The 12,803-nt window shown below is 66.5% G+C and carries 10 protein-coding genes; 6 read left to right on the forward strand and 4 right to left on the reverse strand.

Annotated elements, in window-relative coordinates; translation table 11 throughout:
* Positions 1 to 236: 236 nt before the first annotated feature.
* Together ACIBVN_RS50070 and ACIBVN_RS50075 are read left to right on the forward strand one after the other, a co-directional pair.
* A complete protein-coding gene (locus ACIBVN_RS50070; RefSeq protein WP_397148158.1) occupies positions 237 to 968 on the forward strand; it encodes a hypothetical protein in 732 nt (243 codons plus the stop codon).
* Between the two features lie 656 nt (positions 969 to 1,624).
* Positions 1,625 to 2,446, forward strand: coding sequence for an aminoglycoside phosphotransferase family protein (locus ACIBVN_RS50075; protein WP_397148160.1), 822 nt, complete (start codon positions 1,625 to 1,627; stop codon positions 2,444 to 2,446).
* A gap of 136 nt (positions 2,447 to 2,582) precedes the next feature.
* Here the strand turns inward: ACIBVN_RS50075 and ACIBVN_RS50080 are convergent, their stop codons facing one another.
* Positions 2,583 to 3,122, reverse strand: coding sequence for an AAA family ATPase (locus ACIBVN_RS50080; RefSeq protein WP_397148161.1), 540 nt, complete (start codon positions 3,120 to 3,122; stop codon positions 2,583 to 2,585).
* Positions 3,123 to 3,427: 305 nt separating this feature from the next.
* Positions 3,428 to 5,299, reverse strand: a complete 1,872-nt coding sequence (locus ACIBVN_RS50085; RefSeq protein WP_397148163.1) for an ABC transporter ATP-binding protein — start codon at positions 5,297 to 5,299, stop codon at positions 3,428 to 3,430.
* Between the two features lie 249 nt (positions 5,300 to 5,548).
* Between ACIBVN_RS50085 and ACIBVN_RS50090 the strand changes: the two genes are divergently transcribed.
* The 4 genes from ACIBVN_RS50090 to ACIBVN_RS50105 all read left to right on the forward strand — a co-directional run bounded on the left by ACIBVN_RS50090 (position 5,549) and on the right by ACIBVN_RS50105 (position 11,339).
* Positions 5,549 to 6,352 carry a TnsA-like heteromeric transposase endonuclease subunit gene (locus ACIBVN_RS50090; RefSeq protein WP_397148165.1) on the forward strand — a complete coding sequence of 268 codons (804 nt, stop codon included), beginning with the start codon at positions 5,549 to 5,551 and terminating at the stop codon, positions 6,350 to 6,352.
* Positions 6,349 to 8,622 carry a transposase gene (locus ACIBVN_RS50095; RefSeq protein ID WP_397148167.1) on the forward strand — a complete coding sequence of 758 codons (2,274 nt, stop codon included), beginning with the start codon at positions 6,349 to 6,351 and terminating at the stop codon, positions 8,620 to 8,622. Before ACIBVN_RS50090 ends, ACIBVN_RS50095 begins: the two co-directional genes overlap by 4 nt.
* A 245-nt stretch (positions 8,623 to 8,867) precedes the next feature.
* On the forward strand, positions 8,868 to 9,878 hold the full coding sequence (locus tag ACIBVN_RS50100; protein ID WP_397148169.1) for an AAA family ATPase: 1,011 nt from the start codon (positions 8,868 to 8,870) through the stop codon (positions 9,876 to 9,878).
* A gap of 9 nt (positions 9,879 to 9,887) precedes the next feature.
* Positions 9,888 to 11,339 (forward strand): TniQ family protein, encoded by a 1,452-nt coding sequence (locus ACIBVN_RS50105; protein WP_397148171.1) that lies wholly within the window; start codon positions 9,888 to 9,890, stop codon positions 11,337 to 11,339.
* 16 nt (positions 11,340 to 11,355) lie between these two features.
* Here ACIBVN_RS50105 and ACIBVN_RS50110 read toward each other — a convergent pair whose 3' ends face one another.
* Together ACIBVN_RS50110 and ACIBVN_RS50115 are read right to left on the reverse strand one after the other, a co-directional pair.
* Positions 11,356 to 12,273, reverse strand: coding sequence for an IS3 family transposase (locus ACIBVN_RS50110; protein ID WP_397148173.1), 918 nt, complete (start codon positions 12,271 to 12,273; stop codon positions 11,356 to 11,358).
* 2 nt (positions 12,274 to 12,275) lie between these two features.
* Complete coding sequence (locus tag ACIBVN_RS50115) at positions 12,276 to 12,647, reverse strand: transposase (protein ID WP_397148175.1); 372 nt, start codon at positions 12,645 to 12,647, stop codon at positions 12,276 to 12,278.
* Positions 12,648 to 12,803: the final 156 nt, after the last annotated feature.

Consider the following 12,803-nt stretch of genomic DNA (forward strand, 5'->3'; position numbering starts at 1 on the left):
GGATCCGCCAGCTCGGATATGTCGCAAAACCTATCGCAGAGAGTGTTCTGAGAAGGCCGTTTTGCGAGAGGTTCTGAGAACGAAGATCAGGGACAAACCGGTCACTCGTCGGGGAGCCGCCAGCGTTCGCAGAACTGGTCATTTCTGAGAACACGAACAGTAGCCATCATCACGCAGAGCTACTTTGGGGCTCATCGCACGAACCCGAGCGGTGGGCCGTCGATGAAGGCTTCGGGTTGCATGTCGAGGCGTGCGCGTACCTGGCGGGGGTGCGCGGGGCGGGCCGGGCGTTCAACACCGAGAAGACGTACGCGGGCCGGATCGCCTTGTACTTGTCGTACTGCCGAGGTCATGGGCTGGACTGGGCCGGCCCGAGCCTTCCGCAGCTGATGGCGATGAAGCGCTGGCTGGTGGACGAGCCGATGCCGTCGCGATCACGCAAACCGGGCGCCGCGGTGCGCTATCGCAGCGAAGGCACCGCGAACGCGATCATGGGAACCGTCGGGGAGTTCCTGTCGTGGTGCAGCTTGCAGGGCTGGGTGCCGCCGACAGTGGTCAACACGCTTACTCAGCCGAAGTTCCTGCGCTACCTGCCGGCGGGGTTCGATCCAGGTGAGGACGGTCAGCACCGCACGATCATGGCCCGCACGATCAAGTTCCGGGTCGCGGTCCCGGGCTATGAGTGCCTGTCGGACGAGGAGATCGCCGTGCTGCTCGGCCTGGCCCGGCACGACCGCGACAGATTCCTCATCACTGAGCATCAGCCCGCTGACCAGCAGGAACGCCCAACAACCCAAGATAACCATCGGCCACCTGCCCGGTGCGCGCGGTGCGCGCCTACCCGGCGGGCCTGGCCGCTGCCGGGCGCACCACCGGCCCGCTGTTCGTCCGCATCGCCAAGGGCGGCCACCTCGCCCGGCTGCTGGTCCACAAGGGCCGCCCGATCGGCGACCCGCACGGCCGGTTGACCATCGACCTGGAAGCCAGACTCGAAGAAGCTGCAGGTTAGAAACCCCCATGGGTCGTAGGCGGCCATCGTGACACCATGACGAAGGCGCCAGAGGCAGGTGCCGTTCGCCAACCCTTTACCCTGGCGGTGACGGCGTGCTGAGCGCCGGACCAGGGAGGCACAGGGCATGATTCCCGGCAGTTGGCGCCCGATAGCGACTATCGGCGCTCGTTTCGGCAAAACTGGCCACACCGCAGTACTTTTTCATTCCGACTTGGGCAGTCAGTTCAGCTGGACCTGGTGGTGCTCATGCCAGGGAAAAGGTCAGCCGGGAACGGAGCAGGAGTCCAGGCTTCAAGCTCAGCGCCACGTGGATTACCCGGCTGGATCACCACCACTGCTCATGCGGGTCCTCATCAACGTCTGGGCGTGGCTTCGCCGATCACGCTCCCGGTCCTCTTCCCCATCCTGGCCATCACCTTGCTGATCTCAGCCTTGAAGATGGCCCGCCACACATGCCGTCCGCGCCTACCTGCCTAACTTGCCTTACTGCGCAGCAGCCCGCTGAACAGGCAGAACGCAAAAGAACCCAAGATAACCATCGTTCCTTCATGAGGCCACGCGTGGAGGGCGCTTGCCTCTGGTGGAGGGGCAGAGAGAAGGCGAAGCGAGCACATGGCGGACCGGTTCAGCACCCACAGTGTCGAGATCGGCGATGTTGTCGTGATCAAGCGATACAGGTCGTGGGACAGAGGAGAGCCTCACCGGGAATGGGCGGCGCTGACGCTTCTAGCCGAACATGCACCTGGTCTTGCGCCCACGCCGGTGGAAGCCGCGTTCGACGCTCACCCGCCCATGATCACGATGACAAGGCTGCCCGGCCAGGTCTTGCGCGGCGATCACGCCACTGGCGAGCAGATCAGCGCGGTGGCCGCAGCCCTGAGCCAGCTCCATCGGGCGATCTCCACCCGAGTGCTGGAGGAGGTCAAGCCGGCACCGTGGGGACCCGCCATTGCCGTGGATAAGGTTCGTAAGCTGGCCAGCGAGCAGCCCGATCTTGGCGAGGGTTCCGAGGTGCGGCGGGCTTACCGGGAGGGGTCAGCCTGGCTGGCCTCCGCCGAGCCCGATCGGCTCGTGGTGAACCCTCATCCGCCCGTTCTCGGCCTGGCGGACGGCAATCACGCGAACCTGCTGTGGGATGGCCACGAACGCCGCGTGCGGCTGATCGACTGGGAAGACTCCGGCCGCAGCGATCGTGCCTTCGAATTGGGGGAACTCACCGAGCACATCTCCCACATCGACGGCACTCTGGACGCAGAACAGCTGCTGGGTCACATCGACCTGATGCCAGGCGAAGCCGAGCGGGTGCTGGGATTCCGCCGCTTGATCGCGCTGGGGTGGTTTCTCCAACTTGGCCCCGACGGGGCGGCGACACCGCATAACCCGGTGGGCACCTTGGAACGCCTGGCCGAACGGGTCCTGCATCTGCTCGGCTGATGTCCGCGGCTTCGTAGCCCGCGGGCGGCGCCGGAGGACGTCAAGCTGAAGCCAGGCCACCCACCACGGACCATCTCGGCGTTGGCCGCGCGAGTGCGAGCGCCGTCCGACGGCTCAGGGCCAGCAGCCCGGCTGCTCACAGGCGGGTCGCCTGGCCAGCCAGAAGACCGGTGTCCCGGAGAATCAGCCCGACGGTCTCGGCCAGTGTGCTGCTCTCGTCGATGATCGCCTCCGTCGCGTCAGGCAGGATGTCCTGCTCGAGGTACCACTGCCGCATGTCCTCGGGGCCGAACCGGCTGCGCTGAGGCCGCGTCTCGTGTCTGCGGAGCGTCTCTTCCCAGGAAACGTCCAGGTAATAGCCGCGGCTTGTGCCTTGATGATCGCGAAACAGCGCTTGCAGCATCTCTCCGTAGCGGCTCCGGGCGAGGATTCCTTCGAGGATGACGTGGTAGCCGGCGTTCAGGGCGTGGCGGCACATGACGTCGAGCAGCCCGATGTTCACCGCGCCAGGCTTGTCGAGCTCGCGCAGGATCTCGCGGCGTATCACGTCCTGACCGATGAGGGCCATGCCGCGCTGGCCGTACGTTTCCCGCACGGCCCGGGCCACGGTGGACTTGCCGGATCCGGAGTTGCCGCGGATGACGATCAAGACCGTGTTCGGTGAGCCAGTGAGCACCGCACGACAGTACCTGGGTGCCGCCAGCATTGAGCGGCAGACGCCGAAGCGGCCGCCGATCCGCCTGCGAGGATCAACAGTCGGGAAGCTCGGGAGGAGCACGCCACGGAGGCTGTCCTGTGCGACGGCGTCACTGTCCGGCTGCCTGCGGCGGCGCGCTGCCGGACGGAAGCAGCAGGACTGGCGCGGAGCGCTTCCCGCAGACGAGCGGCGCCGGTCGGGGTTCGCGCATCCGTGAGCACCGTGTCATGGGAAGCCGGACGGGATGTCGCGGATGCGCGGACCCTTCAGGTTGGGGGTCGCTGTTACCGGTAGGCGGCTGCTTGCAGGGTGTACAGCTCCCTGTACAAGCCATCGGCGGCGATCAGCGCTTCATGCGTGCCCTGTTCCACGACCTTGCCGTGGTCGAGAACGTAGATGCGGTCGGCGTAGCGGACGCTGGCCAGACGATGGGTGATCAGGACGACGGTGCGGCCGTCGGCGTGGGCGCGCAGGCCTTCGAACGCGGCGTGCTCGGCGCGCGCGTCGAGGGCGGCGGTGGGCTCGTCGCAGATGAGCAGGTCGGCGTCGCGGTGGAAGCCACGGGCGACGGCGATGCGCTGCCACTGACCCCCGGAGAGCTCGCAGCCGTCCTTGAAGCGGCGATCCAGCAGCGTGCGGTAGCCGTGAGGCAGGCCTGCGATGACGTCGTCGGCGCCCGCGATGGCCGCTGCGGCGTGCAGAGCGGGCTCGCCCTTGTCGGTACCCATGGTGATGTTGTAGCGGGCCGTCAGCGGCCAGCGGGTGTGGTCCTGGGCGACGACCGCGGTGCGCAGGCGGACCGCGTCGGGATGAACGTCCGCCAGATCGACGTCGTCCCAGAAGACGGTGCCACTGTCGGGCTCGTACAGACCGGCAAGGATCTTGGCGAGCGTGGTCTTGCCAGAGCCGTTCTCACCGACGAACGCGATCACCTCGCCGCGCTTGATCTCCAGGCAGACCCCACGCAGCGCCGGGCCATCGGAGCCGGGGTAGGAGAACGTCACGTTCTCCGCGACGATCCGGCGGAAACCGTTCAAAGCCGAGATGGCGGGAAGGGTGCTGGGCGGGCGGTGCCGGTCGGCGCAGAAGCTGAGGAATTCGGTGAAGTCGGTGAAGTACAGGCCTTCCTCATACAGGCGGTTGGTGGCGTACATGAGGTTGGCCAGCGAGGTCTGGGCCGATTTGATGGCCAGGACGGCGGTGCCGGCGATGGCGAGGGGGATCGCGGCGACGGCCAGTAGGAGGCCGAGGGCGATGTAGACGAGGGCTGCGCCGAGGCCGCCGATGGCTTCACCGATCAGCCGCGTGATCGTCTGCCGGCGTGCAAGTGCGAGCCGGACGTCCTGCTCGGCGACGGCGACCGCGTCGTACATGCGCAGCAGGAAGCCTCGCATGGTGAACGCGCGGACCTCGGCAGCGGATGAGCGTTCAGCGAGCAGCTTACCGATGATCCACATGCGGCGGCGGACGGGAATGAGCGCGTACTCGGTGGTGTAGCGCATGCGCGCGGCGCGGACGGCGGCCCAGGCGTCGGGCAGGACGGCGAGCACGAGCAGCGGCAGCAGCACGGGATGCAGCACGCCCAGCACACCGGCGACGGCGATGAGCCCGATGGCGGCGGTGAGCACGTCGATCGCGGAGGTGACCACGGTGGAGGCGACGTACATGCCGCGCGAGGTGGCGCGTTCGAGGGCGTCGTGGAAGTCGGGATCGTCGAAGGCGACCAGCGGAACCTCGCTGGTCTGGCGGTAGAGCTCCTCCTCGCTCAGCCGGGAGATCTGCGGGTTGAGACGGGACTGCGCCCACCCCGCGCCCGCCTGCAACGTAGCGCGCATCGCGGCGGCCGCGGCGACCAGGGCGAGGCTCGGCAGCGCGGCCTGGACCCGGCCGAGGGTAGGGCCGGCGGTGAACAGCGCGGTGAGCACGCCCGTCGTGGCCAGCAGCCCGAAGGCGGTGAAGACGCCGCCGAGCAGGTTGAGGATGACCGCGCACAGGGTGTCGCGGGGGCTGGCCCCCCAGGCCACGCCCATGGCCTGGCGGACCAGAGAGGGCAGGCGTCTGGCGATCGTGCGGAAGCGGACTTCGGCCATCTTGTCGGCGTGGCCGTACCAGTCGGAGATCGTGATCTCGCCCATGTCGAGGGCCTCTTCTGCCATGACGGAGAGTATGGACGCGGCCACTGACAGTTTTGGGTCCGGGGAGGTTACGTCTCCATGCGGCTGAGGCTGTGAGCGATAGATGGCCAGTGTGAGCATTAGGTGGCCACTATGAGAGCGATAGTTGGCCACCCCGCACCCACCAGGGATAGAAAGGACGCCGCAGGTCGGTGTTCTTTGCGGAAACGGGTGGTACGGCTGGTTCCTGGGTGCTGTGGTTGAGTGGTGACGGTTAGTGACTTACCGGAAGTGCGGTCAGAGACCTGTGGCTTAGAAGAGCTGTTCTCTGCGCATATCGCCTGCGAGCGGTCGCTGGTCCTGGGCACGCAGTGGCCCCGGCGATGGAGCGCGACGTGGCGGACATCGGCGGGTGAACTGGTCTGCCCGGCTCGTGACCTCGCGACGGTCCCGGTGCTGGAATGCGCACCGGTGCGCCGGTTCTCGTGGCGGGCGAGCCAGCGCCACCGGCCAGGGCTGGAGTTCATGGTGTCGACGGGCCGCTTGCATGGGTTCGAATCGCTGGAAGAGCAGCGGCTACTGCTGACGTTGGACTTCACCGGCTCCGTGGCCGAGGTGCTGCCGCAACCGTTCCGGCTGCGGTTCGAAACCGGCGACGGCTTCCGCGAGCATGTCCCCGACTTCCTGGCGGTCTTGAGAGACGGGTCGAGATGGCTGTTCGACGTCCGGCCCGCTCCGTTGATCCGAGACCGGGACGACGTCGCCTTCGCCGCGGCGCAAGAGGCGGCGTGGGCGGCCGGATGGCGGTATTCAGTGGTGTCGGGGTGGCGGTCGCACGTGCTGTCGGTGATCGATGCGTTGTCCGCGCAGCGCCGCCCGCTGCAGGATCCGCTTGGCCTGCAAGGACGGCTGATGGCGACGATGGCTGCCGGTCCAGCAGAATTCGGGGAGCTCGTGGCGCAGACGTCGCTGCCGGCGGTTGCCCGCGCGCATGCCCTGCACCTGCTCTGGCATCGCAGGCTCGGAGTCGATCTCGCGCGTCCGTTGTCGGATCGTTCGCTGGTGTGGTCGCGAGCCGAGGGAGATGGGGCATGACGCGGCAGGCGGGACTGCTGGAGCTGTCGCAGGGATCGATGTTGCGGCTGGACGGTCGGGAATGGGCGGTGGAGGCGATCGAGCCGCAGTTCGGCCGGGTCCTCTTGCAGCCGGCAGGTGGGGAGCCGCGGTGGCGGACGATCCGCTGGCTGGTACATCACCCCGATTGCCTGCCGGTTCCCGGGCCACCCGCAGCGCCGAAAGGTGTCCACCAGCCGGTTACCTGGAGCGATCTGGAGCCGTATGAGCGCAGTGTGGTGCGGTTACGCGCGGCACATCTGAATGAGGTCGAGACCGGGTTTCGCAGCGGAAGCCCTCACTATCCGGCTCCGGGTGAGCCGCGCCCGGCCTACGATCCGAACCGCACCACGCTGGAGCAGCGGCGAACGGCCAAGGCCGCGGAGCTGGCGGCTTTGGAGGAGCAGGAAGCCCATCTTCTTGGGCTGGACCAGATGAGTGAGCGGACGCTCAGGCGCATGGCCGCGAAGTGCGGGGAACGGGGTGCGCTCGGGTGCGCGGATGGCCGGTGGACGCGCTCCAGCAAGGGCCGTCACAGCATTACGGAGGAGGTGCGGGAGGCGATCTTCGCGGCCCGGGCCGAGAGCCTGCGCCGGTCGAAGATGACTATGAAGGCCCGCTGCGTGCTGATTCACCAGTATGTCCTGGAGAAGTTCGGTCCGCAGATCGATGTTCCCAGCTATTGGACCTTACGCGCTGTCTGGCTGGAATGGTTCGGCCCCGACGGTGCTCGGCAGCGCTATGCGCGCTCGGCCGCTGCGGTGGAGACCTCCCGCGCCCACATCGTGGTGCACCGGCCGGGCCAGGTCGTCGCCCTGGACACCACGCCGCTTCCGGTCAAGGTCCGCGAACGGGTGTTCGGTGAACCGGTCACGGCCTGCTTGACGCTGGCGCTAGACCTTTACACCCATTCCGTGGTCGCGTTCCGGTTGACGCTGGTGTCGGAGACGTCGGTGGACGTGGCGATGCTGCTGCGCGATGTGATGCTGCCGTTGCCGATGCGCGACGGCTGGGGCCCGGAGATGGAGTGGCCCTACCCGGGCGTCCCGGCCGAGGTGGTCGCGGAGTTCGCCGGGCACAAGGTGGCCGGGCTGCCATTCTTCGCACCGGAGACGGTCACCACCGATCATGGTTCGCCGTTCAAGAATCACGACCTGGTGGACGCGCAACGCGTCCTGGGCTGCAACATCCTGCCCGCTCGCGCTCTGCGTCCGACCGACAAGCAGGCGGTTGAGCGAGCGTTCGGGGCGCTGCGGACGTTGTTGTTCGAGGAGTTGCCCGGCTACACCGGGGTGGACGTCGCCGATCGCGGGGTTGATCCGGAGGCGGACGCGGTGCTGACGCTCGCGCAGATGGAGCGCACGATCGCGCGCTGGGTCGTTCAGGTCTGGCAGAACAGGCGGCTGGGCGAACACGCGCCCGCGTGGGGTCCCGGGGAGGAGCACTCCCCGAACACGCTGTTCGCGGCCACGATGGAGCAGGGCGGCTTCGCGCTGCAAATCCCCAAGCCGGAGCTGTATTACCAGGTGCTACCCGCCCACCACGTGAAGATCCCGAACCGGCGCGGGGTCAAGATCGCCGGACTGTGGTACGACGGGCCCGCCCTGGATCCCTACCGAGGCAAGCCGTCCGGGCGAGGCGGCCGGCACAAGAACCGATGGGAAATCCATTGCGAACGCCGGGACCGGCGCACCGTGTTCTTCCAAGATCCTGAGACTCCGGCTGTCTGGCATGAGTTGCGCTGGAACGGCCTGCCGCCCGAGGGCGAGATCCCGGCCTTCTCCGACAAGACGGCAGAAGAGCTGCTACATCAGGCTCGTGCGCGCGGCTTGGCGCCCCGCTCGGACGCCGAGCTGCTGCCGGTGCTGCTGGAACTGCTGGGTGGGCTCATCCCGGTCGACCAGTGGCACACGCAGCAGCCCAAGCAGCAGCGCACCAGCCGAGCCCGGCAGTCCGCCCAGGCCGACGCCGCGCGCCAAGACCGCGGGCCATCCCCCCGCGCTCCGGATGTTTCCGCTGAGGTGGTTCCTCTGACCTGGCCGCAACAGGCGCAGCAGACTGCCGACGAGATCGACGCTGAGCGGCGACGCCGCCGTGAAGCGGTGGTCATCTCACCGCCACAACCGCCTCCGCTTCTGCATGAGGCGCTGCGCAGCAAGAGCATTTTTCTCATCCCCGACGACAACGATGACGGCGGGGATGACGATGGGGCGTCGTCGGCTCAACCCGAGCGGAGTGAACACAGCCCATGACATCAGCTGAGGAAGGAGGCAACCGAAGCCCGCTTCCCTTTGTGTTGCCCGGTCCGGTGCCGTTCCGGGACACCTTGGCCGGGTGGGAGCACTACCGGACCAGCCGCGGGGGTTTCGTCCCGGCCCCGCAACTCAGCCTGGCCGAGTGGCGACGGCTGTCCCCGCGTCGGCGGATGCTGCACGATCTGCACCGCGCCGCGACGCACGCCAACCTGCCGATGATCGCGACCCCGATGAGCGCCGCGGTGGAGAAGCTGCTGCGTGCCCGGATCGAGTCCAACGCGCTCAAGCACAAGCCGACCACCAGATCCGGCGTCATGGTCACCGGCGGGGGATACCAGGGCAAGACCGAGACGGTCTGTGAAATCTGCGCCGCCTTCGAGGATTTCTGGCTGGACGCTCACCTGCACCTGCCCAGCGCGAGGCCCGGCACCAGGGATCTGCACGCCCCAGTCGCCTACGTTCAAACGCCGGTCACTGCCAAACCCAAGTCCACTTGCAAGGCCATCTTGAACTTCTACGGCGGCGACGCCAAGGGCATGGACCTGCCCGAGCTGATTCGCCAGGTCGCCCATTCCCTCAACGATCACGGGACCAAGGTGCTCGTACTCGACGACATCACCCGGCTGCGCATGCACCGCGCCGACGACCAGGACGTGCTCGACCTGATCCGAGCCTTCATGAGCATGCACGTCACCCTCGTCCTCATCGGCGTCGACATTCCCGGCTCCGGCCTGCTACGTGAAGGACGTCGCGACCCCCACACCGGCCAGTGGGCGTTCCCGCCCTCCACCTACGCCCAGCAGGTCAGGGTCAACGGGCAAGAACCCACCCAGACCGAACGCCGCTTCGACCTGATCGAACTCGACCGCTTCCGCTACTCCACCCCCGAGCAGATCGCCGCCTGGACCACGCACTTGGCCGGAGTCGAACAGCACCTGCGCCTCATGAACGCCGCCTCTGGCCTGCTCACCGACGGAGCGATGCCCGAATATCTCTACCGGCGCACCGACGGCGTGGTCGGCTTGCTGGAACGACTTCTTGAGGACGGCTGTCGCGAAGCCATCGACACCGGCACAGAGAAGCTCACTGAAAGCTTGCTTGACACCGTCGTCCTTAATCTCCGCGATGCACCAGGACGCGATCCCGCCACAGGTGAAGTCCCTGCTCTACCCCCACAGCCAAGCCAACGAGGCAAACGCCCCCGCAATACCGTCTTCGACGACCGGGGCCCTGCCGCTGAGTCTGCTAGCTGAGCTCATGCCATGACCGACCTTCAGCCGCTGCCTCGCAGCCTAGACCCGCTGTCGGACGAGGTCCTGCCCGGCTATCTGCTGCGACTGGCGCACCGCCTTGACCGCTCTCCAGGCCGCATTCTTCAGCTCACCGGCCTGACCGGGGGAAACGCCCAATACCCATCTCGCACGTCAATTGACCTGATGATCGAACTCAACCCGGCCACCGCCGATGCCTTCGGTCGCCTGACCCGCTTGAGTCCACAGGAGACCGCTGCGCTTTGCCTGCGCGCTCTCACTCCGCGCTACCCAATACCGCCGCTAGCTACTACCTGGCAAGGCCGAACCAACCAGATCATGCGCGCGGACTGGTGGATCTTGAGCACGTCAAGCCGCTATTGCCCCCTCTGCCTCGCTGGCGACGAAAGCCCCATCCAACAAGATCATGGAGGTCCTTGGCGCCGCTCCTGGCGACTGCCCGTTGTGTTCGCGTGCACCCGCCACGACCAACTTCTCCAGCACGTTTGCCCCGACTGCGGCCGTCCCACGCACAACACTATTGCCGGCACCGGGCGGATCCCCCTCATGCAAGCCTTGAGGGTTGCCGGAATGCACCCGGCTCAATGCCGCTCCCACGGCTCCAACGGCACATCTGGCATCATCCGAGGCGTCCCATCGATCTGCGGCGCTCGTCTTGACACACCTATCGGTTCCATCACGCTGCCTAGAGAAACTCTCATTCTTCAAGATCGCATCAGTGGCCTGCTTGCCTCCGATGGCCCGACGGCCGTGATGTCCGCAGGGCAAACCACCGAACCCGCACGCTATTTCGCCGACCTACGACTCCTGACGCTTTTGATCACGCTTTCCTGGCCTCGAGCTGCACCTATGGCCCCGTCTTCACACTTAGCCGAAGCAATAGATCGACACGTCGCGCTTTACACGCAATCCGAACAATCCACCCATCTACCTGCATGGGTTGCGCAGGGCAACACACTCATTAGGACAATGGACCCAGCAGCCACTGCTGGACTCCTTTCCATAGCTGACAGGATTATCACCACTCCGGATACCTTAGCAACGAGAGCAAACATCCAGTCGCTACTACAATTTAGTGGCCAATTCAATCGATTCTCACGTTGGCAAGTTCACTTCCTGCAATCCAACGCCAGGTCCGACTGCTCGCCTGGTTTACTCCGCGCCGTCATCCCCCTTGTCCAGGCATTTCCAAGACAGGGACGCCAAGCTCGCCGCGCCCCCCAACTCAAGCCCCGGTTCGGGCCCGAACATGTCCCGCAGCGCCTTCCCGATGACTTGTTCCAGCACTACCTCAGCCACCTCGGAGGGATCTCTCCGTCGCTCCTGCGCAGGACCGCGGCCGTCCGCCTCGTCCAAATGATCAATGGTGGACCTCTGGCCGCCGCCGCGCAGTACCTTGGGCTCAGCACCAAAGTCGTGCCAGATGGACTGTCAATCCCCTGAAAACGTGGAGACGGTGTTATGCCACAGCGGTCCTCAGCAGGGCCGATGAGGCTTTCCTCTTCTCGATCATGTGACGCTCGAATGTGATGGGCGCCAGGCCGTCGTTGGCACTGTGCCGCCGGGTGGTGTTGTAGAAGTCCGCGATCCAGGTCGCGATCTTTAGACGAGCCTCGGCCCTGGTGCGGAACCGGTGGCGGTGCACGTACTCGACCTTGAGGGTGCTGTTGAGCGCCTCGGCCGCTGCGTTGTCGAGCGCGCAGCCGACCCGCCCCATCGACTGGACCACCCCCAGACGCCGACATAGGTCCTGGTAGCGGGCCGCGGTGTATTCCGAGCCGCGATCCGAGTGAAAGATCACCCCGTCCACGTCGCCGCCGCGAGTGGCGACGGCCATCTGCAGTGAGGCGCAGGTCAGCGCGGCATCGTGATGCTCGGACATGGCGTAGCCGAGCAGCCGGCGGGAGAACAGGTCCTCGACCGTGGCCAGATACAGCTTGCCCTCGTCGGTGTCGATCGCGGTGACATCGCCGCACCACAGCACGTCCGGAGCGGGCGCGGTGAACGTCCGCCGGACCAGATCCGGCGCGGCCGGCCGCTTGCCCTGCCGGGTCAACGCCCGCGACTTGCGACGTTTCCGGCCGGCCAAGCCGAACTCGGACATGCGCGCCGCAACCGTGTTCTCCGATACTCGCCAGCCCGCCTCGTGCAGGTCACGCGTGATCCGGGGCGAGCCGTAGGTTCCACCGGAGGCCTCGAACAGGCGGGTGATCTCCGCATCCAGGCTGGCCCGCCGGCGTTCACGGGCAGTCGGCGCGTCCTGGCCGATGCGGTTCTTCCACTTATAGAACCAGGACTGCGACACCCCTAACGCCCGGCAGGAGATGACGTGGTCGATGCCGTACTCGGTCTTCTGGGAGCTGATGAAGGCCGCCACGCTTATCGGCCCATCGCCTCTTTGACCCACAAGACCACGGAGCGCTTGAGCACGTCACGCTCGTCTTCCAGCTCGGCGCGTTCCTTCTCCCACGCCGCTTTTTCTTCGGCGTGCTGCTTGACCAGCGCGGCCTTCTCCCGCCGCAGCCGCGCCAGCTCTTCCTGCTCGGATTCCTCCAGTGTTCCGCTCCCGTCGCTGCCGCCGCCGTTGTACTGCTCAGCGAGCCGATCCATCTGCACCCAATTGTGCAGCGTGTACGGGCTGATCCCCAGATCTCGCGCCACCTGAGCCACGGGCTTGCCAGTCTCCTTGACGATACGCAGCGCCCCGGCCCGGAACTCCGGATCAAAGCGCCGCCGCGTGACTGCTGCCACGACCAAACCTCTCCCGGTTCGGTCTCCACGCTAAGAGGGGAAGCTCAGGACGCCCGGTCTTTCATTGAGAGAGTTCCATCCTGTTTCCGCAGGTAGAACGGGCTGGTGTGGTGGCGGTCAGGTGTGAACGTCGTGGTGGCGAGGCGAGATCATGAA

It is taken from the genome of Nonomuraea sp. NPDC049400 (genome assembly GCF_044466425.1).
Classification (GTDB): domain Bacteria; phylum Actinomycetota; class Actinomycetes; order Streptosporangiales; family Streptosporangiaceae; genus Nonomuraea.